This is a genomic window from Alphaproteobacteria bacterium (assembly GCA_015062495.1).
Lineage (GTDB): Bacteria > Pseudomonadota > Alphaproteobacteria > Rs-D84 > Rs-D84 > Enterousia.
In genome coordinates this window covers 225,968-248,074 of the sequence record SUUN01000002.1, presented here as the reverse complement: position 1 = coordinate 248,074, position 22,107 = coordinate 225,968, and the positions used below count along the sequence as shown (strand labels likewise).

Annotated in this window: 22 protein-coding genes and 1 tRNA gene; 16 read left to right on the top strand and 7 right to left on the bottom strand. The window is 41.7% G+C overall.

Annotated elements, in window-relative coordinates:
• Window positions 1–3 precede the first annotated feature (3 nt).
• The 3 genes from pheS to E7008_03805 form a co-directional block, all read right to left on the bottom strand.
• Complete coding sequence (pheS, locus tag E7008_03815) at window positions 4–951, bottom strand: phenylalanine--tRNA ligase subunit alpha (GenBank protein MBE6457041.1); 948 nt, start codon at window positions 949–951, stop codon at window positions 4–6.
• 79 nt (window positions 952–1,030) lie between these two features.
• Window positions 1,031–1,399, bottom strand: coding sequence for a 50S ribosomal protein L20 (rplT, locus tag E7008_03810; GenBank protein MBE6457040.1), 369 nt, complete (start codon window positions 1,397–1,399; stop codon window positions 1,031–1,033).
• 14 nt (window positions 1,400–1,413) lie between these two features.
• Window positions 1,414–1,617, bottom strand: coding sequence for a 50S ribosomal protein L35 (locus E7008_03805; GenBank protein ID MBE6457039.1), 204 nt, complete (start codon window positions 1,615–1,617; stop codon window positions 1,414–1,416).
• A 140-nt stretch (window positions 1,618–1,757) separates the two neighbouring features.
• On the opposite strand from E7008_03805, the gene E7008_03800 reads away from it, so the two are divergent.
• The 7 genes from E7008_03800 to E7008_03770 all read left to right on the top strand — a co-directional run bounded on the left by E7008_03800 (window position 1,758) and on the right by E7008_03770 (window position 10,876).
• Window positions 1,758–2,582 (top strand): rod shape-determining protein MreC, encoded by an 825-nt coding sequence (locus tag E7008_03800; protein MBE6457038.1) that lies wholly within the window; start codon window positions 1,758–1,760, stop codon window positions 2,580–2,582.
• Window positions 2,579–3,037: a hypothetical protein gene (locus E7008_03795; protein MBE6457037.1), complete on the top strand. Its 459-nt coding sequence runs from the start codon at window positions 2,579–2,581 to the stop codon at window positions 3,035–3,037. The genes E7008_03800 and E7008_03795 overlap by 4 nt, the downstream gene beginning before the upstream one ends.
• A complete protein-coding gene (mrdA, locus tag E7008_03790; GenBank protein MBE6457036.1) occupies window positions 3,027–4,802 on the top strand; it encodes a penicillin-binding protein 2 in 1,776 nt (591 codons plus the stop codon). The genes E7008_03795 and mrdA overlap by 11 nt, the downstream gene beginning before the upstream one ends.
• 4 nt (window positions 4,803–4,806) lie before the next feature.
• On the top strand, window positions 4,807–5,952 hold the full coding sequence (gene rodA, locus E7008_03785) for a rod shape-determining protein RodA (GenBank protein ID MBE6457035.1): 1,146 nt from the start codon (window positions 4,807–4,809) through the stop codon (window positions 5,950–5,952).
• Complete coding sequence (topA, locus tag E7008_03780; GenBank protein ID MBE6457034.1) at window positions 5,906–8,197, top strand: type I DNA topoisomerase; 2,292 nt, start codon at window positions 5,906–5,908, stop codon at window positions 8,195–8,197. Before rodA ends, topA begins: the two co-directional genes overlap by 47 nt.
• Before the next feature lie 2 nt (window positions 8,198–8,199).
• The gene (gene dnaG, locus E7008_03775; protein MBE6457033.1) at window positions 8,200–9,819 is read left to right on the top strand and encodes a DNA primase; all 1,620 of its coding nucleotides are present in this window, start codon (window positions 8,200–8,202) and stop codon (window positions 9,817–9,819) included.
• A 109-nt stretch (window positions 9,820–9,928) separates the two neighbouring features.
• Entirely contained in the window at window positions 9,929–10,876 is a 948-nt protein-coding gene (locus E7008_03770; protein ID MBE6457032.1) for a hypothetical protein, read from the top strand.
• Between the two features lie 62 nt (window positions 10,877–10,938).
• Here E7008_03770 and ychF read toward each other — a convergent pair whose 3' ends face one another.
• Window positions 10,939–12,018, bottom strand: coding sequence for a redox-regulated ATPase YchF (gene ychF / locus E7008_03765; GenBank protein ID MBE6457031.1), 1,080 nt, complete (start codon window positions 12,016–12,018; stop codon window positions 10,939–10,941).
• Window positions 12,019–12,045: 27 nt separating this feature from the next.
• Between ychF and E7008_03760 the strand changes: the two genes are divergently transcribed.
• Window positions 12,046–12,714 (top strand): SufD family Fe-S cluster assembly protein, encoded by a 669-nt coding sequence (locus E7008_03760; GenBank protein MBE6457030.1) that lies wholly within the window; start codon window positions 12,046–12,048, stop codon window positions 12,712–12,714.
• Window positions 12,715–12,749: 35 nt separating this feature from the next.
• Here E7008_03760 and rpmJ read toward each other — a convergent pair whose 3' ends face one another.
• Complete coding sequence (gene rpmJ / locus E7008_03755; protein MBE6457029.1) at window positions 12,750–12,884, bottom strand: 50S ribosomal protein L36; 135 nt, start codon at window positions 12,882–12,884, stop codon at window positions 12,750–12,752.
• 313 nt (window positions 12,885–13,197) lie between these two features.
• Here rpmJ and E7008_03750 point away from each other — a divergent pair, with 313 nt between their 5' ends.
• Genes E7008_03750 through E7008_03740 form a run of 3 tightly spaced genes read left to right on the top strand, consistent with a single transcriptional unit; the run spans window position 13,198 to window position 16,531 of the window.
• Entirely contained in the window at window positions 13,198–13,494 is a 297-nt protein-coding gene (locus E7008_03750) for a hypothetical protein (GenBank protein MBE6457028.1), read from the top strand.
• On the top strand, window positions 13,491–15,923 hold the full coding sequence (locus E7008_03745) for a hypothetical protein (protein ID MBE6457027.1): 2,433 nt from the start codon (window positions 13,491–13,493) through the stop codon (window positions 15,921–15,923). The genes E7008_03750 and E7008_03745 overlap by 4 nt, the downstream gene beginning before the upstream one ends.
• A 47-nt stretch (window positions 15,924–15,970) precedes the next feature.
• Window positions 15,971–16,531 (top strand): hypothetical protein, encoded by a 561-nt coding sequence (locus E7008_03740; protein ID MBE6457026.1) that lies wholly within the window; start codon window positions 15,971–15,973, stop codon window positions 16,529–16,531.
• A gap of 25 nt (window positions 16,532–16,556) precedes the next feature.
• Here E7008_03740 and E7008_03735 read toward each other — a convergent pair whose 3' ends face one another.
• Together E7008_03735 and E7008_03730 are read right to left on the bottom strand one after the other, a co-directional pair.
• Window positions 16,557–17,144, bottom strand: coding sequence for a porin family protein (locus E7008_03735; GenBank protein MBE6457025.1), 588 nt, complete (start codon window positions 17,142–17,144; stop codon window positions 16,557–16,559).
• Window positions 17,145–17,600: 456 nt separating this feature from the next.
• Window positions 17,601–17,677 (bottom strand) — tRNA-Met (locus tag E7008_03730).
• 152 nt (window positions 17,678–17,829) lie between these two features.
• Between E7008_03730 and E7008_03725 the strand changes: the two genes are divergently transcribed.
• From E7008_03725 to E7008_03705, 5 genes are all read left to right on the top strand, one after another.
• Window positions 17,830–18,633: a DUF374 domain-containing protein gene (locus E7008_03725; GenBank protein ID MBE6457024.1), complete on the top strand. Its 804-nt coding sequence runs from the start codon at window positions 17,830–17,832 to the stop codon at window positions 18,631–18,633.
• Window positions 18,633–19,535 (top strand): tetraacyldisaccharide 4'-kinase, encoded by a 903-nt coding sequence (gene lpxK, locus E7008_03720; protein ID MBE6457023.1) that lies wholly within the window; start codon window positions 18,633–18,635, stop codon window positions 19,533–19,535. Before E7008_03725 ends, lpxK begins: the two co-directional genes overlap by 1 nt.
• Window positions 19,532–20,470 carry a hypothetical protein gene (locus E7008_03715; protein ID MBE6457022.1) on the top strand — a complete coding sequence of 313 codons (939 nt, stop codon included), beginning with the start codon at window positions 19,532–19,534 and terminating at the stop codon, window positions 20,468–20,470. The genes lpxK and E7008_03715 overlap by 4 nt, the downstream gene beginning before the upstream one ends.
• A gap of 16 nt (window positions 20,471–20,486) precedes the next feature.
• On the top strand, window positions 20,487–20,903 hold the full coding sequence (locus E7008_03710; protein MBE6457021.1) for a hypothetical protein: 417 nt from the start codon (window positions 20,487–20,489) through the stop codon (window positions 20,901–20,903).
• Window positions 20,904–21,053: 150 nt separating this feature from the next.
• On the top strand, window positions 21,054–22,019 hold the full coding sequence (locus E7008_03705; GenBank protein ID MBE6457020.1) for a hypothetical protein: 966 nt from the start codon (window positions 21,054–21,056) through the stop codon (window positions 22,017–22,019).
• The last annotated feature ends 88 nt before the right edge of the window (window positions 22,020–22,107 follow it).

Genomic DNA, 22,107 nt, shown 5'->3' with positions numbered 1-22,107 from the left:
GTATTAGAACCCAGCCGATTTTAACCAACGAACATCACTGTCATAAAACTGACGAATATCGTTCAGACCGTATTTTAACATTGCCAAGCGATCCCAACCAAAACCAAAGGCAAAGCCCTGGTATTCGTCTGGGTTTACACCACAGTTACGCAAAACGTTTGGATGCACCATACCTGCGCCCATGATTTCCAGCCATTTATTACCACGCCATTTCAAGTCAATTTCAATAGATGGATCGGTAAACGGAAAGTAGGACGGACGAATACGCAGTTCAACATTATCAATGCCGAAAAAGCGCGATAAAAACGCACGAACATCCGCAATTAAATCCGACATGGTAATGTTTTTATCGATATACAACCCTTCGATTTGATGGAACATTGGGCTGTGTGTTGCGTCCATTTCTTTGCGATATGTCGAACCAATGCCGAACATTTTAATTGGCACAGATTCAGATTCCATTGCACGAATTTGAATCGCAGATGTCTGGGTGCGCAACACATTGCCATTGAATAAGAAAAATGAATCCTGCATATCACGGGCCGGGTGATGTAATGGCGTATTCAATGCGGTAAAATTATGCCAGTCATCTTCGATTTCAGGACCGGTATGCATGGTATAGCCAAACGATTCTAAAATTGCCGATATTTCAGATAAACTTTGTGTCAACGGATGTAATGTGCCACGGTTTTCAGGTTCTGGATTTAATGACATATCCAGTTTCTGTTTTTGCATTCCCGCCATTAACACCGCATTTTCAATTTCGGCTTGACGTGTTTTAAACAATTCGCGCAGTTCCGTATTTTCACGATTTAGGGCCGCGCGCGCATCATTGTCCAGATTCTTCATATCACGCAGACGTGCCGTCATTGTGCCATTTTTGCCAAAGGTCGCAGTGTACAGCGACTGTAATTCATCCAATGTATTAATATTCTTTATTTGTTCGTGCATAATTTTAACCCCAGAAAATTAAAAAGCCGTCATACGACGGCCTTTATTATTACAAAACAGATACCCCGCCGACAAGGTATTATTTACTTTCGGCGCTGATAAATCGTTTCGCTGTGTCAACCAATTTGACGAAGTTTGCATCACCTGCGTATGCCATTTCGGCCAAAACCTTGCGGTCCAGGGCGATGCCGGCCTTTTTCAAGCCGTTCATAAACTGGCTGTAAGTCATACCGTTCGCGCGAACTGCGGCGTTGATACGGACAATCCACAAACCACGAAATTCACGTTTTTTAACGCGACGGTCGCGATATGCATACTGACCCGCTTTTTCTGTTTTTTCACGCGCAGCGCGATATGTTGAATGATGACGGCCCAGGTAACCCTTGGCACGTGCTAAGATTTTATTGTGCTTTTGTTTAACGGTTGTACCGCGTTTTACTCTTGCCATGACCTGTTACCCCCTTATTTCAAACCGTATGGTGCCAAGATTTTTGCCTGACCCACCATGTTTTCATTCAAATACTGTGGTTTTGCACCTGCCTTGTTTGCACGGGCAGATTTCTTGCGCAACAGTTTTTTATGAGAGTTGCGTGCAACACGGATTTTGCCGGTCGCGGTCATAGACGCACGTTTTTTCAAGTACGACTTGGTCTTTAATTTTGGCATTTTATATCCTTTTATTTTTAGATAGTCTTTGGTGTCTGGTGGCAATGCCTGCCACTTTGACTGACCATATTTTGGCAGATTTATTTCAAAAATCAAGTTTTTATTGAATATCTGAACTTTTGGGATTAAAGTATGCCCCGATGAAGCAAAATAATATATCTTCCAAAATATATCCGATTATTCGTGCGGTCGCAACGGCCGCTGTGTTGCCGGTGCTGTTTATTTATATCATGATTGCCAAACCGGATTATGCAATTATGAATGCATTGGGACATATTGTTGTACCGGTTGCCCAGGTGGTGGGGGATGTTGTTACGTGGCCATTTCGCGTCGTCGGAAATACAATCAGTGGTATTGCCCAGGTTTCATCCCTGCGCGAAGAAAATCGTGAACTGCGGGCACGCCTGGACGCAGCGTTGATTGATAAAAATATGTGCGATGTCGCAATCAAAGAAAATCAGAAGTTAAGCAATGAATTGGGCCTGGTTAAAACACAGCCACGCGATGCAGTTATTGCCGATGTAATTCACGACAATCGCGCAATGGGACATAATACTTTTATAATTAATCGCGGTGGACGCGACGGCGTTGAAACAGGTATGGTTGTCGCAACCACAGATATGAGATTGGTCGGCATTATTATCGACAGTGCAAATAACTTTTCACGGGTGCGTGCACTGACAGACGTGGATACGAATATTGCAGTACGTGTTGTTGGTTCAGAAGTATATGGCTTTATGACCGGAAACGGGTCAAGCAAACCAACAATGGGATTTTTCAGCAATCCTGAATTTAAACCAACCAAGGGTATAAAACTGGTGTCCAGTAATATTTCAGGTGTATTGCCGGCCGGACTAATTGTTGGGGAAATGATTGACGAAACAGATGTCAATGTCGCCAACCCAAATGAAATATCGCGTGTTATGGTACTTAAATTTGACACGCCCAAAAACGAATACAGATGAAAGAAAATATAATTCATTTTTTACGCGTTGCATTTCCGTTTTTGTTAACGGTCGGACTGTGGCGGTTAAGTGGCCCGTTTTGGAATCCGGCGGGTGTGTTGGCGATTATTCCAATCTTTGTTTGTTCATTTGTACGGCCAACAAACTGGTTTTTGTTATTTTCTATGATAATGTGTGTGTGTTTAGATTATAATTTTGAAACAGTATGTTTTTGGTTGGCGATGTATTGCCTGTTCTATGCAATCAACAGTTTTCAAACCTATATCGATATTACACGAATGGATAACCATGGATTATTTGCGTTTATGGTGTTTTTTGGTGTTGCCATTTTTATTCAAACGGTTTCTAATTTTTCATTTATAAATATCCTGCGTGGGGCGTGGATGTTCGTGTGGGGATGTGCATTATATATCCCAATCGCAAAATTAATCAAAAGGGTTGGCGATGATAGATAAAGAAGTCGCAAGAACCTTTGATAGACGCAGTGCACTGTTTTTAACCGCAGGGGCGGTTTTGACGTCTGCGTTGGTGTTGCGAATGTTGCAGATGCAGGTGTTTAGTTATCGTGACTATAAAAAGAAAAGCGAAAGTAATTCATATCGTATTCAAATCGATATGCCAGAACGTGGCAAGATTTTATCACGCAGTGGTGCGCCAATTTCACGCGACGCGCCGATTTATCGTATCTATATCGTACCCGAAGAAGCACATGATGTTGACGCGTTGGTTGATACAGTTGCGGCGGATTTAAATCTGCGGGCAAAGCGCGTTGAAAAGATACGCGCAAAAATAAAAAAACAATTAAAATTTCAACCTGTGTTGGTCAGTGAAAATACAAACTGGAACGTATTGGCAAAATTACAGGCGAAAAATTTACCAGGCCTGCATGTGGAAAGTGGGTATGCACGAATCTATGAAATGGGGCCGGCGGGTGCGCAGATTTTCGGATATGTTGGCGAACCTAAGACACCTGTGCCAAATGCACCGTTTTTAACAACCGGTATCACAGGACTGGAAAAACGTTTTGATGATAATATGAAGGGTACAGCCGGGCAAACTGTTTTGATTTCAAATGCAGTCGGGCGTATTACCGGCGAAGATAAATCACAATATATTGCGCCAATTGTCGGTGAAAATATCAAAACAACCATAAATGATAACGCACAACGTGTTTTGTATGACGCATTAACCCAGCATCGGTCGGGATGTGGTGTGGCACTGGATATTGAAACAGGCGACATACTGGCCATGGTGTCAACCCCCAGTTTTGACCCAAATATGTTTCGCGAAGATGATGGGGATGAATATATACAAAATCTGCGGGGCGATATTGCAAAACCATTTATGAACAAAGCAATCGAAGGATTGTATCCCCCGGGGTCAACATTTAAAATCGTTGTTGCATTGGCGGCACTGGAATCGGGCGCAATTAATCCACGGGAAAAGATTTTCTGTCCAGGATATTGGGACTATGGCGATCGCAGATATCACTGTTGGGAAGACAAAGGGCACGGGCACGTTGACCTGGCGGGGGCGTTGAAACATTCGTGCGATATATATTTCTATCAGATTGCATTGCGTATTGGAATTGATGCAATCAAAGATATGGCAATTCGACTGGGGTTCACAGAAAAATACATGGATGATATTTTGTCACGTGAAATGGGTGGTGTAATCCCAGACAGATATTGGAAAGAAAAACAAATTGGTGCGCGTTGGGTGCATGGGGATACGGTTATATCTGGTATCGGCCAGGGTTTTATTCTGGCAAACTGTTTACAGTTGGCAGTGATGATGGCGCGCACAGCATCAAACAAGCGTGTTGTACCGCGACTGATTGCGGATACAAAAAAACCAAAATTCGAAAGTATGAATTTACAGCCCAAGAATATTCAATATGTGTTAAACGGGTTGGAACAAGTTCTGAAAAAAGGTGGAACAGCCGCAGGCAGTGCAATTAATGTTAATGGTATGCGTATGGGTGGTAAAACCGGTACATCCCAGGTGCGCAGTATTTCAAAAAAAGAACGTCAAAGCGGGGTTCTGACCAATGAACAGTTAAAATGGCAAATGCGAAATCATGGACTGTTTGTAGGATACGCACCAACGGATAATCCACGCTTTGCGGTTTGCGTGGTAACAGAACACGCCGGTGGCAGTGGGCCGGCCGCGCGAACAGTTGCCGCGGTAATGAAGGAATTGTTAAAGGGATTAAAGTAAAAAAATGGCACGACAGACACGCGTTTCAAATGCAAATATGATGACCTTTCCTGAAAAGTTAAGCCGCTTTTCATGGGGGTTGTTTGTGCCGATGTGTATGGTGTTGGCAATTTCAATTGTGGTGCTGTATTCGGCGGGCGGCGGCAATTGGAAACCGTTTGCGTTATCACAGTTGATGAAAATCGTGTTGGGGTTTGGGGTGTTCTTTTTCGCGGCATTTACAAATATCAAAACATGGGTAAAGTCTGCATATGTGATTTATGCCGTTGCACTGATTATGATTATTTTGGTCACATTTGTGGGACATACTGGTATGGGGGCGCAAAGGTGGCTGAACCTGGGGTTTATTCACATTCAACCGTCTGAATTAATAAAAATTGCGCTGGTGCTGGCATTGGCGCGATATTTTGCGTGGTTTAATTCAGTGGAACTGGGGCAATTTAAGAATTATATTGCGCCGATGTTGATGCTGATGGTGCCGTTTGGACTGATTGTTGCCCAGCCGGATTTAGGCACTGCGTTATCATTGGGGATGATTACGGTTGGAATGTTCTATATCGTTGGGGCAAATAAAAAATGGTTTATTATTGCGGCGATTCTGGGACTTATGGCGGCGCCGGTTGTTTGGTTTGGCGGCCTGCACGATTATCAGCGTGGTCGAATTATTACTTTTTTAAATCCAGACAGCGATATCCAAGGTGCAGGATATCAAATCAACCAGGCAAAAATCGCGTTTGGCAGTGGGGGAATGACCGGCAAAGGATATATGGCCGGCACACAATCCCAGCAATCATTTCTGCCGGAAAAGCAGACGGACTTTATATTTACAATGCTGGGGGAAGAGTTCGGATTTATCGGCGCGTTCGGTTTGCTGATGATTTATACATGGATTGTGGTGCTGTTGTTCTGGACGGCGAAAATGTGTCGAAATCGTTTTGGGCAATTAATCTGTTTTGGATTTATGTTGAACTTTTTTGTTTATTACTTTATAAATATTTCCATGGTTTTGGGATTATTGCCAACCGTCGGCGTGCCGTTACCGCTGATGTCGTTCGGTGGCAGCAGTCTGTTATCACTGATGTTTGGGTTTGGGTTGTGCCAAAATGCACATATTCACAAAGACCAACAATTATCTGCAAAGGGGAGTTAAAGGTATGAATTTATTAATTGTGGAATCACCGTCCAAGGCAAAGACAATTGAAAAATATCTGGGGGCAGGTTGGCGTGTTATCGCGTCGGTTGGGCACGTGCGCGATTTGGTGCCTGAAAATGGCAGTGTGGACACAGAACATAATTTCAAAATGAAATGGCAGATTATGCCAGGCAAAGAAAAACAAATCAAACTGATTACAGATGAACTGAAAAAAGCAGATGCAGTATATCTGGCAAGCGACCCGGACCGCGAAGGCGAGGCAATTGCGTGGCATTTGCTGGATATTTTAAAGGCAAAAAAATTATTAAAAGATAAAAAAGTTTATCGCGTTGCGTTCCACGAAATTACAAAAAAAGCTGTCCAGGCCGCAATTGAAAATCCACGTGAAATTGATACAAATCTGGTGGATGCATATTTGGTACGGCGTGCGCTGGATTACCTGATTGGGTTTGGTATTTCACCATTGCTGTGGCGCAGAAACCTGGGGAAATCGGCCGGACGCGTGCAATCGGTGGCGGTTAAATTAGTCGTTGACCGTGAAAAAGAAATCGAAGCGTTTAAACCGGTTGAATATTGGAGTATCAATGCGCAATGTGCAAAGAACAAAGAGCAATTATTCAATGCTGGATTAATAAAATTCAATGGACAGAAAATTGAAAAAATGACCGTTGAAAATAAATCGATGGTTGATGATATTGTGGCAAAAATTGGGACGCCTGAAATTGCTGCTTCGGTTATAAATATCGAACGCAAAAAAACTCAACGCAAGCCGGCCGCACCATTTACAACATCAACACTGCAACAGGAAGCGTCGCGCAAACTGTACTTTGCGTCCAAACGCACGATGAGTGCCGCCCAGCACCTGTATGAACAAGGGTTGATTACATATATGCGTACGGATGCAACAAACCTGAACGCGGATGCCGTAAATGAAATTCGCGGTTTTATTGCACGCGAATATGGTGAAAAATTTGTACCAAGTGCGCCGAATATTTATGCGACAAAATCTAAAAATGCCCAGGAAGCACACGAAGCAATTCGACCAACACACTTTGAAGGGCCGGCAAAGAATTTATCTGGGGACGAAGCGAAATTGTATGACCTGATATGGAAGCGTACAATCGCGTGCCAGATGTGTAACGCTGAATTTGATTCAGTTGCCGCAGATATCGAAACTGATAATCATGTGGCGGTTTTCCACGCGGTTGGAACAACACGTACTTTTGACGGTTTTATGAAAGTATATACCGAAGATAAAGATGACGACGAAGATAAAAAAGATGCAAAATTACCGCCGATGGAAATTGGCGACCGTGTTGCGATTTCTGAAATTATCCCAGAACAGCACTTTACCCAAGCACCACCAAGATATACAGAAGCGTCACTGGTAAAAAAATTAGAAGAACTGGGGATTGGACGTCCGTCAACATATGCGACAATTATGTCCACAATCGTTGATCGCGCATATGTCGAACAGGATAAACAGCGTCGTTTTCATCCAACATCAGGTGGGTGGGTAATCGCGTCGTATTTGAACAAATACTTTACAGATTTGGTTGATGTGAACTTTACTGCAAAAACAGAAGATACCCTGGACGATGTTTCAAATGGAAAACAGGATAAAATTACAGCCCTGAAAAACTTCTGGGGGCCGACGGACGCGATGATTGATGGCGCGCGCGGTATTAAGACATCTGAAATCATTGATGAAATAAATGAATTTATGCACCATCATTTGTTTGGGGATGCGGGTGATACTTGCCCCGAATGTGGCGCAAAACTGGGGATTAAATTATCAAAATTTGGGCCGTTTATAGGTTGCGAAAAATATCCAGACTGTAAATATACAAAGCAACTAAATAAAAACGACAATTCAACACAGCCCACAGAATCCGCCGTACAGACGTCTAAGAACGACACGATAGAACTGGGCGACGGGATTGAATTTCGTGTCGGAAAATTTGGCCCATATGTGACAGACGGCGCAAAAAATGTTGCCGCCAAGCAATATAACAGTGACACCATCACGCTGGATATCGCGCGCGAATTGTTGGCAAACGCGAATAAAAAGGCCGAACCAATTAAAATTGGCGAAAATCCAGAAACCAAGAAAATTATTTACTATTACCCAACGGGGCGGTATGGTGCGTATATATCTTCGAATCGGGTAAATGTTTCGGTACGCGAACAGCCAGATTTAGAAACCGCAATTAAACTGATTAACAACAAGGCAAAGAAGTAATAATGGCGCTAGGACGACACAACTATTCCAACTTTACAGATGAACTGCGTGCGCGGTTGTCGGTTGTGGATGTTGTGGGGCGCGTTGTGCCATTGACACGCAAGGGGCAAAATTACTGGGGTTGCTGTCCGTTTCATAATGAAAAAACCCCCAGTTTTTCCGTGAACGAAGAAAAGGGATTTTATCACTGCTTTGGTTGTGGTGAACATGGCGATATCATTTCGTTCACAATGAAGCATAATAATATGGATTTTAGGGCGGCGATAACAGAACTGGCCAATATGGCGGGGCTGAAAATGCCGGACTATAAACCACGCGACCCAAATGTTGTGCGGCGCGAAGATGCGCTGTTTGATATTTGTGAACGCGCGGCGCAAACATATGCTGAAAAATTATTTACCCCGGACGCGGCGCATGCGTTGGATTATGTGCGCAGACGCGGATTTACAGATGATATGATTAAAAAATATCGTATTGGGTATGCGCCAAAAAATAATATCATCGCAAACAAATTTGCAGAATCTAAATTTTTAATTCCGTCTGGCCTGTGTCGGCGTGGCGATTATGGGATGTATGATTTTTTCCGTGATAAATTAATGTTCCCAATTTTTAACGCACATGGCAAGATTGTCGCGTTTTCAGGGCGTTCACTGGATGGGTCTGAACCAAAATACATTAACACAACCGATACCGATATTTTCCATAAACGCCAGACTGTGTTTGGTTTGAACTTTGCGCGCGATGCGATTCACCGCGCAAATCGCAGTATTGTTGTCGAAGGGCAAATTGACGCAATCAAAATGCAGGTAAATGGATTTGCGGAGACCGTCGCACCATTGGGGACTGCATTGACCGAAGATCATATTGCGTTGCTGTGTAAATCAAATCGAAATATAACATTTTGCTTTGACGGGGATGCGGCTGGGCAAAAGGCCGCCGCACGCGCATGTAATATTGTTTTGCCGTTCATTCGTGATACGTCCGATGTGCGATTTGCGTTTGTGTCGGGCGGCAAAGACCCAGATGAAATTCTGAAAACATCTGGCGCGGATGCCATGCGGAAAATTATTGATGATGCGGTTGGGTTGACTGATTTCCTGTGGGAATTGGCAAATAAAAATTACATTGTTTCAACACCCGGGGGGCGCGCCCAGGCGGAAAAATTTTTAGATGGGCAAATTGAAAAAATTGCCGACCCAGAATTGCGTAAACAGTACAAGCAAGAATACGATAAGCGCAAATTCCAAAATTGGCACAGTTGGAAACGCGTGCCAAAAACAGTCAATATAAAATTGCCCGATATTGATGCGATTACAAAAAACACTTTGGTTTATATTGTGAATAAATATCCGGAACTGGTGGAACGGTATTTGGATTTCCTGGGCACGTTGGGGGTGGATTTTGATGGGACGGCGCCTGATTTGAATATGGATATTGGTGCCGCAGAAAAATATCTGGTTTCATTAAAACTGCAAAGATATTTAGAAAAGTTAAACGCACAAAAACGCGAATTTACAAACCAACTGTTGGCGGGGGATGACAGTGCACGCGACGAAATTCAACGTATAAACGACGAAATTGAAAAATATAACGAAAAATTAGAAGTTTTGATTTCCATATAAATTCCCGGCTTTTTTGAATATTTTTATCAAAAAAGCCGGTGTTTTTTAACAAATTGATTCGTTTTGTTAATTGTTTGACATAAATTATTTTTGTGTTAATATAAAAATTATGAAACATATTTTATCCCGTACGGAATTTTGTTATTGGTTGGATAATAATTTTGTATGGTCGCCTTTTTTCAAGATTACAAATTTGTGCAACTATTGTTGCGCACACTGTTGTGAACGCAGTGGCCCGAACGAGGCACCGACATTTATTCCAATATCTGATGTTCGCGCGATTACCGAAGATTTTAAGTACACTAAAAACAAAATGCCAATCGCAATTGTCAGTGGGGGCGAACCGATGATGGTTTATAACCATGCGCCACACTATATGTCCCAGATTATGAAAACATTGACGCGTGCGGGGTTCACAATTGAATTAAAGACAAATGCCGGTTGGACAATGACAGACAAAGCACCGGTTATATTTGGTGATTTGGAACAGTTCTTTGTAAAAAATCCAACTGCGTATTTTTCGTATCATTTGTCGCTGGACCGGTTTCACCCACAATCAAAACAGACAACAATCGAATTTCTGCGTTGGTTTTATCAGAACGACAAATTGTCGCGACGCGCAAATGTTCACATATTCTATGATGCGCCAGAATTTTTAACTGATACTTTTGTTCAACTGGCGGACAAGTATGAAATTTTGCTGGATATGGAAAAACAGCCGACAAATGAATTTGCGAAAATCGGTGCAAATTTGTTTCGCGGTAAAGAAAAGTACATTGTTATCGAACCTTACCACGGAATTGATAATCGTGGGCGTGCGCGTGATAACGGTATTGCGACCAAGCAAAATTCAATTATGAAATCTTTTGCCAAGCCGGGCGATGTGCACGCAATCACATTTGACAATTTTGGAAATTCTTATTTTGACTGCGCCAGTGACCGTGTTAAAACACCGTACCGAAATGCGCGCGGCAAGATTAAACCAATTGAACAAATTAAACGCGAATTGTTTAATTTGCTGTACGATAAATATGTTGCCGAAGAAATGGCAAAATAAAAATACCGGCTTTTTTGAATATTTTTATCAAAAAAGCCGGTATTTTTTTAACAAGTTTATTTTTAAGTATTGAATAAGAAGTGGCAGATGTCGCCGGGCTGCATAACATAATCACGACCAACAAGGCGCATTTTGCCGGCCTCTTTAACCGCAACTTCGCCACCCAATTCGATAAAGTCATCGGGGGAAATTACTTCGGCGCGGATAAAACCGCGTTCAAAGTCTGTGTGGATTTTACCCGCCGCCTGGGGCGCGGTCATGCCAGTGGTTATGGTCCAGGCATGTGCTTCCTTAGGCCCAATAGTATAATATGTTTGCAGGCCAAGTGTTTTATAGCCTGTCTTGATAACCTGATCCAGGCCAGATTCGGTCAGCCCCAAATCATCCAAAAACATTTTGCGTTCGTCGGGGTCAACAATTTGGGAAATCTCCATTTCAATCTTGGACGAAATAACCAAAACATCATTTGTCGCACTAAATTTTTCACGAACCATATCGGAATATTTATTGCCGGTGGCGGCGGACGCTTCGTCCACGTTACAGACGTAAATAACCGGTTTGGTGGTCAGCAAATTAAACGGCGTTGAATCAACATCGCCCAGACGCGCTGGAATCGATTTTTCCAGATTTGTTTTAATTACATTTGCATCCGCCAGTAATTTAATTGCATCTTTGTCCAGACCGCGTGCCTTTTTTTCCAGGTTTTTAATCTGTTTTTCAATGCTTTCCAGGTCGGCCAACATCAATTCTGTTTCAATTGTTTCAATGTCGCCCAATGGATCAATCTTGCCGTGGACGTGCACAATATCATCGTTTTCAAAGCAACGCACAACGTGAATAATTGCGTCTGTGGACAAGATGTTCCCCAGGAATTTATTCCCAAGCCCTTCGCCGTTTGACGCACCGCGTACCAGACCCGCAATATCAACAATTTCCAGTTGGGTCGGCATTATTTTTTGCGACCCCGCAACCCGCGCCAATTCATGTAATGTTGCATCTGGTACAACAACACGACCGGTGTTCGGTTCGATTGTACAGAACGGATAGTTCTGGGCATCGGCGGTGGCACTTTGTGTTAACGCATTAAACAATGTAGATTTACCAACGTTTGGCAAGCCTACAATTCCACAATTGAATCCCATAATTAAATCCTTTATAATGCGCATAATATGTCATACATGTGGAACGAATTCAACATAAAAACCAGACCAGCGGAAACTATCGTTTTCCGCGATGGGGTTTATTGTGGCGAACTGTCAACACTGGAAAATGCGCCAATTAATACAAAGTATGATTTGCCGGTTCATATTATTTATGTTGGGGAAATTGCCGGGGATAATAAATTAGAAGTTTTGGTTGGCGTGGAAAACCAGGAAGTTATCATCAGCGCAAATGTAAAAATAAAAAAGCCGGCAAATTTGAACATTTTTATTAAAAATGCCGGTAAAAATTCAAAAGTTTCAGGAACAGTGTTATTGGATAATGAATCTGATTTAACATATAACTGTGATGCGCGGCATTTGTATAAAAATACGGCGATTTTGATAAAAAATAAGGTTTTGGCCGGGAAAAATTCAAATTCTAAGTTATCAGGGTTGGCAACGATTGATGCGGAGTGCGAAGGGTGCGAATCCGATGTTGCGTTTGTTGCCATGGCGGAAGATGGTGCAAAAATTGATTTTATGCCGGGGCAAAGGATAAAATCAGAACCGGCGCGCGCCGACCACAGCGCGGCAATTTATAAACCAACCGATGCCCAGGTATTTTATTTGCGCGGGGCCGGCCTGTCGGGGGCGGAAGTTGACACTGCATTAAAAGAAGCATTTTTGAGTGAGTAAGACTTTATAAAAAAAACCGCCGATTGGCGGAATTTTTATTTCTTCTTGAAACCCTGTTTCGCTTTGAACTTTGGATTATCAGGATCAATCAAGATAACTTGTTTACCACGACGGATTTGTTTAACATTACCGCGTTTCTTCCAAGCCTTTAATGAACTTAAAAATTTCATGTCGTTATCCTTTTTACAAGGCGATTATAAACATATTTTTTGAAAAATCAAATAATATATTATTTATTTAGTAGTTGTTGTAGGGGCTGTTGAAATTGTTAAAAATGGTTTTTAGTTTTTTATTAACAAGTTTTCAACAATTATTTGCCGGGTTTTTCCGGCTTTTTTGTCAGAATGTTGAAAAAGTACCACAAATAATTAACAGTTGAAAAAGTCGGCGTTTTTAACAGTTTTAACAAAAAAAGGTCGGGGGCTTTTTGTACTTGTTGAAAATTGTTGAAATTGTTATAATTATCAACAGGACGGAAAGAGAATGAAACAGCAGGTATTAAAAGCATTGGCAAATCCGGCGCATATTTTTTATGTGCCTTATTCGTTGGCGGTGCTGAATTTTGTTATTCAATTCTTGATTTGGATTGTTTTGTTTGTGGCGTCCTTGATTATTACAAAAGGGGCAAATCCGGTTAATCCAATGTTCTTTTTAGTGTCTGTGATAATCGTTCATTCGATAATTGCGATATTTTCAAAACGCGACCCGCAGTTGGGTCAGATTGTTAACGCAAAATTACAATTGTTAAAACGTAAAATACCAGGGAAATTGGCGGCATGATGAATAATTTAAATGATTTTTTTGAATATTTTGCAGGTGGTGGTTTCCCAATTACGTTGACCGTGTTGGTGGTGGCGGCGGTTTTAGTGTTCTTGGTACTGATGATGTATGTGCCAGTGTTAACAAGGAAAATATTCCCAAAATTTGGATATGCGAAATATTCAAACTATTTGCCGTTTGGAACGGTTTTTAATGATAATTCAATGCAACTGACAGATGGCAGTTTAATTCGTGTTTATCGTGTCGCAGGTTTGCAGACCAGTATGCAAGATGACGCAACCAAAGAAAAATTTTTAGATTTGCGGGCGCAATTGTTTAATCAAATTCGTGATCCGAATGTTGTGTTGCGATTCTATATGGTGCGGGACGCGGCGGATGAAAATACAAACTATGAATTTGACCAGCCGACGTTACAACGTATCTATGACAAGTGGCGTGGCCAGGGATTAAAAATTTTCCTGAATAATTATTATATTGTTTTGTCCGTTGGTGGAACAGATGCGCGGGCAAAACTGAATCAATATGGTAATTATATTGAATCTATTTTGGCGGCATATAAACCACAAGTGTTGAAAAATGACAGCACAGACAATATGGCACGGTTCTTTGGGCGGATTTTGTCGCCAATTAGTAAGCCGGCCCCAAAACGTGCGGATAACAATATTGCAAAATTAACAACGGTTGATGATGTGGAATTTCTGCGCGATGGGATTGTGCGATATGTCAGTGGTGGCAATCAATCGTTCGCGGCATGTGTGTCGTTTAAAATATCACCTGATTATTTAGATGAAGAATTTTTTGATACTGTGTCGACAATTCAGACTGAAATGATCTGTATGAATGGATTTCATATTATGGGGGCGGCAGATGTCGAAAGTACAATTCGACAAAAACGTTCAACCGCAGATGATGAAAAAGCACAATCAACAGAAACACAAATTTCCGAAGCACAGGTTGCAATGGATGAAAATTTAAGCGGTAATCAGAGTTTGGTTGATTATTATCCGCTGTTCGTATTGTTTGGGGCGTCGCGTGAAGAACTGCAAAAATATGTTGATGAATTTAAAAAAATTGCCGCGCAATTTGGTATTTCGCCGGTTGTTGAAACATTTGCGTCCAAGGTTTCTTGGTTTGCACAAATTCCAGGGTTTGATGTATTCCCGCGCAGTTTTAAATTGCTGTCACGGGCGGCGGCGATTTCAATTCCAATGTCAACACAACCACGTGGGGTGGAAAATTCAGATTGGGGGCCGGGGCCATTGGTTGTGTTCCCAACCGCCCAGGGTACACCATATCAATTCCAATTCCATGTGTCGGATAAACCAGCGGCTGTTGGACATACACTGACAATTGGGCCGACCGGTGGTGGTAAAACAACACTGTTTTCGTTTTTGATTGCGCAGAGTTTGCGTCATCCAAAGTTAAAGGCCTTTTTCTTTGACCGAAATAAAGGTGCTGAAATATTTACGTTGTCGGTTGGTGGTAAATATATCACGATGCAAGGGAAAGAAAAAAATTCAGACCCGATGGCACAGAGTTTCTTGACACATTTAAATCCGCTGAAAATGCCGGATACGGCGGCAAATCGTGCATTCTTGCGGCGGTGGTTTGCAATTATTTCAGGGCAAAGTGACGCGGCGTCGGCTGATGAAATTGCGCGTGCGGTATCTGTGAATTTTGATTATTTGTCCGATAAAGATAGGTTGTTAAAAAATCTGTGGGAAAGTTGTTTTTCATCGTCTGGTAATATGCGGTCAGCACTTAAAAAATGGGTTGATCCGTTGCAGTATGGGGATATGTTTAACGAAGCGTCGGATACACTGGATTTGCATTCACGTCTGACCACGTTTGATTTTACCGATATTTTACAGGATGAAGTTTTGTCGCCGGCGGTGATTTCTTATATCCTGCACAGAATTAACAATATTACAGTGTCGGGCGGAAATCCATCACTGATTATGATTGACGAAACAGCGCCGATGTTGGAAAACAAGATGTTCCGTGATAACTTTATCACCGGATTACAAGAAGGACGTAAAAATCGCCAGGCGTATATGGTCGCATTCCAACGCGCAAATGTTTTGGATAAACTGGGGGTGGGGGATGTTGTTCGTGGTCAGGCCCAGACGGTCATGTTTTTCAGAAATCCGGCCGCAGATGCGTCGGATTATGCACATTGGAATTTAAATCCGTTGGAAATGGCGTTTATCCAGGGCAAGGCATATCCAAATCTGAAACGTGCAGTGTTGTTGTCGCGCCCAGTTAATGGGGAATCGGTGATTTTAAATACAGAATTGGGGGGATTGGGAAATTTGTTGCGGTTGTTTGAATCTGGGCGGTCGTCGGTTCTGTTGGCCGAAGAATTGTATAAAATGTATGGCAATAATTTTGTAAATGAATACCTGAAAAAACAAGGGGCGGCGGATTAATGCGGTTATTAGTCTGGGGCGGTTTGTTTTTGTTGGGGGGCCCGTGTATGGCGGCGGATTGTTTGCAATTTAAAAAAATTCCCGGCGTTTATATTAATACACCAGATTGGATAAAAACCGTCGTGCAACCACGCACGCCGATGGATTTGTGGCATGGAAATGTGGTGGCGACATTTGTTGATAATTATCAAATAAATGCAGATGTTAATACGGTGGACGGTGGGTTCTGTGTTGGATTAAAATCTGTAAATGCCGTTGTTGGATATAACGACTTTGTTGTAAATATTGATATTAGAAATGTGCTGGGAACATGTGAGTATAATGCGGTGGTGGCACACGAAGATAAACATATCAATGCATATTTGTCAGTTGTTGATGATTTTAAGGGGGATTTGCAGCGGTCTATTTACAGTGCGGCGCAATCGATAATGCCGCGATTTGTAAAATCACGCGATGATATAGATGGTGTTATAGAAGCAATGAATGATCAATTACAATCACATCCAGATTTAGTATTGGTTAAGCAAAAAATTAATGCCGCCCAGGAAATAAGAAATAAAGAAATTGATAAAATTGAATCAGGCGCAGATTTAAAAAGTTGTAAATAAAATCCCAAAATAAGGGGATTTTTATCTAGAAGTTATATCTGAAACCAACCGAAAATTCAGACATTGTGTTTATAAATTCGTTGTTTATCGGTGTATAATTGTACTGGATAAGGGCGGAAATACTGTCGACTGGGAATGTGTACATCAGTCCAATACCGATGCGGGTGCTGACACTGTTGTCAGATTCTTTGATTTCGGTGGCGTTCAAAGATTCAATATAGTCAAATTTGTTATAGACTTTGTAATTGGCAACACCAAAAGTTGTGAAAAAATCAAATTCGTTTGTTATGTTATAATATCCATAGATATCAAACCCAAATGCCATATAATAAATTTCGTGTTCAATCGCATTAAGGTATTGTAAATACTGAACATTGTTTGTAGATGAATGTGTGAAAAATAATTCCACGCCAAAGTTGCGTCCAATACGTGCGCCGGCATTAATTTTAGCGGAATAATATGTTTCGTCCAGGTCTGTTTGTAATGTGTAATCAGCAATATTTAAACCTGCATCAATACCAATATATGGGCGGAAATTATTGTTGTGTGTATAAATACCAGCGTTCGCACATATTGGTAATAGGCAAGTAGATATTAAAAGCAGTCTTTTCATTTTTATTCCGTTTATTCGTATATTTTTATTGTATTTAAATATGTTTTATATGGCAATGATAAAAAATATCCAGGGTGGTGATTTTTTATTAACAGGGGAATGGATTTCGCTCGCTCGGCATTTTGAACTGGCAACTGACGTTGCGGGGGGTCAAAACAATATGGACATGTCCGTCTGCGTTCGCTTTGCGAACTACGCCGAGACACTGAATTTTCTAAAATAAAAATACCGCATTTGCGGTATTTTTAGAAAATTCGTGGTTGCGGGGGTTGGATTTCGCTCGCTCGGCACAAAGTGCCGGCTGTGCGCAAATTTGTAGTTATTCGAACTGCGCGGGGCTTGTTCTTATATACAAATTTTGAACCGGCAACTGCGTTGCGATGGTTCAAACCAATAAACCACACAATACAATGTTTAATAAAAAATACGCCACAGGGGCGTATTTTTTATTAAAACTGGTTGCGGGGGTTGGATTTGAACCAACGACCTTCAGGTTATGAGCCTGACGAGCTACCGGGCTGCTCTACCCCGCGATAAGGTGTGTGTATTATATATTATTTGTGATAATAGTCAAATAAAAAATGTGCTTTTAGGTTTTTTGACTGTTTTCCTTGGTCTGTCTTGAATTATATATTTTTGTTTGCTAAGATTTGCACATTGTATAATAAATATTAAGGACATAAGTGTGTCAGAAAAAATTACTTTTAGAAAAATCTGGAAAAAGTTTTGGCAGCCTATTTTAAGCCTGGGGATTTTTCAGTGGATTGTCGCGGTGTTTATGGCGATACCAATTTGGTTTACATATTTTACATCTACAAAACGTATTTCTAATATAGAAGTGTTTTATAAATATCGCAAAAAACCGGCGATTTTTGTGTTCTGGCATGGGCGCAGTTTAATGCTGAGTCCGATTATTTGTCTGGGCGGAATGCATGCATATGCAATTGCAAGTCGTCACAAGGATGGACGAATGATGGCAAAATTACAGCACCTGTTTGGATTGCGGGCGATTTATGGTTCTTCGCACAAGGGTGGGGTGTCGGTTCTGCGCGAAGGGTTGCGTATATTGGCGCGTGGGGATCATGGTATATGTATGTCACCAGATGGCCCGGGTGGCCCGTCGTTGCGCGTGAAAGAGGGTGCGCTGTATTTCGCAAAAATGTCCGGCGCGCCGATTATTCCGGTGTGCTATACCGCAAAGAAAGCATGGATTCAGGACAGATGGGATAAATATCTGTTGGCGTTACCTTTTAATAAAATTGTATGCAATATTGGTAATCCGATTTTTGTGCCAAAGCGTGCAAGTGCCGAAGAATTTGAAAAAATCCGCAAGGGGTTAGAGGACTTTATGGTTGCACAAATGCGTGAATTGGACGCAGAATTTGGTTTGCCATATATCGAACAAGATTTAAAAAGTAGTGCGTATAAAAGACAAAAACGCGAAGCAAAAGCCGCAAAAAAAATGCAAAAGAAAGAAGGTAGAAAATAATGAAGACGCCTTGGTGGTTTTTAAGTAAAAATCCCATATCGCTGATGTTGGTGCCGGTGTCGTGGGTATATTATGGCGTTGGACGCGTTGTTTATTTTGTGCGAAAATTGTGGCCTTTGAAATCGCGTCGGCCAATTATATGTGTGGGAAATATTTTGGCGGGTGGTGTTGGTAAAACGCCTGTTGTGCGCGCAATTGCAAATCGGTATGGTGCGCCGGTTGTTATGCGTGGATATAAAAAAAGTGCCAAGACCGGTAATATCGGAGACGAGGCAACAATGCTGGCGCGTACGGGGTTGGCGGTGCATGTTGGGGACAGAAAAAGTAATATTTTGTTATTGAACAAGCAAGATGACGATACACCAATCATTATGGATGATGGTTTGCAAAACCCAACAATTAAAAAAGATGTATCAATCGTGGTATTTGACGAAGGGCTGGGGTATGGAAATGGATTAATGTTGCCGGCCGGGCCGCTGCGTGTGCCAAAGCGTATGGCACGCAATGCAGATGCGATTGTTGTTATTAAAAATAAAAGAGCGAAAAAGAACTTTGTTTTGCCGGTTGGGGTGCCGGTGTTCTTTGCGAAAAATCAGACAACATCACCGTATGATGAAAATGAAAAGTTGGTGGCGTTTGCAGGGATTGGTTATCCAAAAAAATTCTTTAATTCATTGAAAAATGTTGTGGCAAAACGCAGTTTTCCAGACCATTACCAATATACAAGTGAAGATCTTGAAAAACTGATTTCGTTGGCGAACAAGAAAAAAGCAAAGTTAGTTACAACTGAAAAAGACTGGGTGCGGTTGCCGGTCGAAGTTCAAGATAAAATCAAATATGCCCGTCTGGAAACAGTTATCGATTATTCATTTTGGGTTTGGTTAAAGGAGAAATTAGGATGAGCACTTTGAAAAAACAAGTTAAAATTTCAGGGGTTGGTATTCATTCGGGTGCGCCTGTTAATATCGTGGTAAAGCCGGGGACTGAACGTGGAATTTTCTTTAAACGTGTTGATATGCCGGGAACTGGTTTAATTGCGGCAACATATGATAATGTTGGTGAAACAAAAATGCGCAATACAACCGTGGGCCAGGTTGATTCTGCGCATGTGCAGACAGTTGAACATTTGATGGCGGCGTTATTTATTGCAGGAATTGACAGCGCGATTATTGAAATTGATGGGCCGGAAACACCAATTCTGGATGGCAGTGCGGCGCAATTTATTGATGCGTTTGAAAATGCAGGTGTGGTGCGTGGCACAATGCGACGCGTTGTGGTCAAGCGGCCGGTTGTGGCGCACGCGCGGGAAATGCTGCGCGAGTTGCCGTTATTTGTGCGGTTCAAGATTTGGTTGTTTAATACAATTGCAGGACGCAAAAGTAATGGATTTGTTAGTTTAAGTCCAAATGATGGTAAATCATTAGATATCAAGGCGACGCTGATTTATCCAGAAAAAATTATAGGAAATCAGTCTTGTTCATATTCGTATGATAATTCAGCAGAATCGGTTGCAGACTTTGTTGAAAATTTTGCGCGCGCGCGTACATTTGGTAAATATTCGGAATGGGAATACCTGAAAAAACGTGGTATGGGACGTGGGGCAAATGAATCAAATGTTATTGCGTTAAATGATGCAGGGGATGGAACACTGAATAAAACAATATGGCCAGATGAATTTGTACGTCATAAAATTATTGATGCGGTGGGGGATATGTTTACATCGGGTGCGTTTATATGTGGCGCGCTGGAATCATACAAGGGCAGTCACGCATTGAATAATTTAGTGCTGAAAAAATTGTTCAGTAGTCCGGATAACTATGATATAATCGAAGAATGAAAGTAAGGAGAGATAGATGAAAAAGATTTTTGCGATTTTTGCGGTTCTGGTGTCGGTTGCTGGGTGTAGTAATATGATTAAAAATGAAAATGGCAGCCAGTATTTAGTCCAACTGGATGCAGAACCAATTGGTTGTACATTTTTATATAAATTAGAATCCGAAGTGTCGGTCTATGCCGCCGAAGATGCACGCAGATATCTGGAAAACCGTATCGCAGACCAGGCACGCCCAGGTAATGCATACTGGATTACCAGTCAGCGTACAAAACCGAATGAATGGGTGATATTTGGGCCGGAACGTGCATTCGTATTGGTTGCAAATGTTTATGATTGTCCACATGTAAATAATGTGCGTACCGCGCGCGATGGTGGGGCGGCAACTGTGTCGCCAGCAGATGTGCCAAATGGATGTACATATGGAACATGTTATTAAAAAATCCCCGTTTGGGGATTTTTTAATAATGATCATCCGTCTGTGCACAGCACAGCCGAGATAAAAAGCGCAAAGAGCAAATAAAGACTGATGTATAAATGGAATATATTTCGTTTTTATTAGGGTTATGTTTGTGATATAATATGGGGTATGAGAAAAAGAAATTTATTATTTTTGCCGATTTTGTCGTGCCTGATTTCCGGGGTGGCGGTTGCCGATTGGCAGTATCCAGGAACGTACGTTGGGGATGGTTGGTACGAAGATGATGGTTCGCGATTTGTTATTTCAGCGCGTGGTGGTGCGGCATTCGGTATGGGCAAGATAGAAAACCAGGTTGGCGCGGTTACGATTGATTACTATCTGTTGCCAGATTCAGGTCAAGTTATCCCATGGGGACAGTGTTTTGTGACAGGGGAATGTGATGAACTGGACTTGGCAGGGTGGGCAAATTTAAATGAATTGCCAGCAACCAAAGATTTTGAAAGTTTTTCGTTTGCAGCCGGTGCTAGTATCGGTTGGACAATTCCAAATAAATCACAATGGCGTATTGAGGCCGGTTGGGATCATATTTCAGAAAGTGAATATAATTCTTCGCCAATGTTTGCGGGTGAAATACCGTTGGTGGATGGGGTTTTGTCGTCGGCGTATATAGAAATGTCATCAGTTAATTCAAAAATTTCGACAGATGTTATCAGTGTGATGGCGTTCTATGATTTTTTTGATGGTGTGCAAAAACCAACGCGCAAAATGATTCCGTATGTTGGGTTTGGTATCGGGTATGCGGATACGAAAACGGTGTTGAATCTGTTTGACCCGTATGGTGATATCTCTGCGCAAGAAGAATTTGATCAGTATGGTGAACCTGATGAAAAATATGGGCTGACCCGATTTTATAAATCTGAATATGAAACGTCGAATGTTGTGGGACTGGGGGCCATCGGTTTTTCATATGGTATAAGCGAGGCTATATTTATGGACTTTGGTGTGCGCGCGATGTATATACCACAGGTAAAATGGGAACTGTCAAATGAAGATGGCAGTAAACATCGTGAATTTTTCAGCGCAGAAAATATGTTTTATGTTAATGCGATGTTAGGTTTGCGTTTCGAATTTTAATGAAAACCGCCGATTGGCGGTTTTTTGCTGTGAATATTCGTTTGCCATTGTTTGGGATTTTGTGTTATAATTTGTATCAGAATATTCA

Excerpts from the sequence above, each read along its gene's own strand:
- mrdA (MBE6457036.1), top strand. The coding sequence starts at position 3,027 with ATGATAGATAAAGAAGTCGCAAGAACCTTTGATAGACGCAGTGCACTG.
- lpxK (MBE6457023.1), top strand. The coding sequence starts at position 18,633 with ATGAAGACGCCTTGGTGGTTTTTAAGTAAAAATCCCATATCGCTGATG.
- E7008_03735 (MBE6457025.1), bottom strand. The coding sequence starts at position 17,144 with ATGAAAAGACTGCTTTTAATATCTACTTGCCTATTACCAATATGTGCG.
- pheS (MBE6457041.1), bottom strand. The coding sequence starts at position 951 with ATGCACGAACAAATAAAGAATATTAATACATTGGATGAATTACAGTCG.
- E7008_03795 (MBE6457037.1), top strand. The coding sequence starts at position 2,579 with ATGAAAGAAAATATAATTCATTTTTTACGCGTTGCATTTCCGTTTTTG.
- rplT (MBE6457040.1), bottom strand. The coding sequence starts at position 1,399 with ATGGCAAGAGTAAAACGCGGTACAACCGTTAAACAAAAGCACAATAAA.
- E7008_03770 (MBE6457032.1), top strand. The coding sequence starts at position 9,929 with ATGAAACATATTTTATCCCGTACGGAATTTTGTTATTGGTTGGATAAT.
- dnaG (MBE6457033.1), top strand. The coding sequence starts at position 8,200 with ATGGCGCTAGGACGACACAACTATTCCAACTTTACAGATGAACTGCGT.
- E7008_03760 (MBE6457030.1), top strand. The coding sequence starts at position 12,046 with ATGTCATACATGTGGAACGAATTCAACATAAAAACCAGACCAGCGGAA.
- E7008_03710 (MBE6457021.1), top strand. The coding sequence starts at position 20,487 with ATGAAAAAGATTTTTGCGATTTTTGCGGTTCTGGTGTCGGTTGCTGGG.
- E7008_03750 (MBE6457028.1), top strand. The coding sequence starts at position 13,198 with ATGAAACAGCAGGTATTAAAAGCATTGGCAAATCCGGCGCATATTTTT.
- E7008_03705 (MBE6457020.1), top strand. The coding sequence starts at position 21,054 with ATGAGAAAAAGAAATTTATTATTTTTGCCGATTTTGTCGTGCCTGATT.
- E7008_03800 (MBE6457038.1), top strand. The coding sequence starts at position 1,758 with ATGAAGCAAAATAATATATCTTCCAAAATATATCCGATTATTCGTGCG.
- E7008_03740 (MBE6457026.1), top strand. The coding sequence starts at position 15,971 with ATGGCGGCGGATTGTTTGCAATTTAAAAAAATTCCCGGCGTTTATATT.
- E7008_03805 (MBE6457039.1), bottom strand. The coding sequence starts at position 1,617 with ATGCCAAAATTAAAGACCAAGTCGTACTTGAAAAAACGTGCGTCTATG.
- ychF (MBE6457031.1), bottom strand. The coding sequence starts at position 12,018 with ATGGGATTCAATTGTGGAATTGTAGGCTTGCCAAACGTTGGTAAATCT.
- rodA (MBE6457035.1), top strand. The coding sequence starts at position 4,807 with ATGGCACGACAGACACGCGTTTCAAATGCAAATATGATGACCTTTCCT.
- E7008_03715 (MBE6457022.1), top strand. The coding sequence starts at position 19,532 with ATGAGCACTTTGAAAAAACAAGTTAAAATTTCAGGGGTTGGTATTCAT.
- E7008_03745 (MBE6457027.1), top strand. The coding sequence starts at position 13,491 with ATGATGAATAATTTAAATGATTTTTTTGAATATTTTGCAGGTGGTGGT.
- rpmJ (MBE6457029.1), bottom strand. The coding sequence starts at position 12,884 with ATGAAATTTTTAAGTTCATTAAAGGCTTGGAAGAAACGCGGTAATGTT.
- topA (MBE6457034.1), top strand. The coding sequence starts at position 5,906 with ATGCACATATTCACAAAGACCAACAATTATCTGCAAAGGGGAGTTAAA.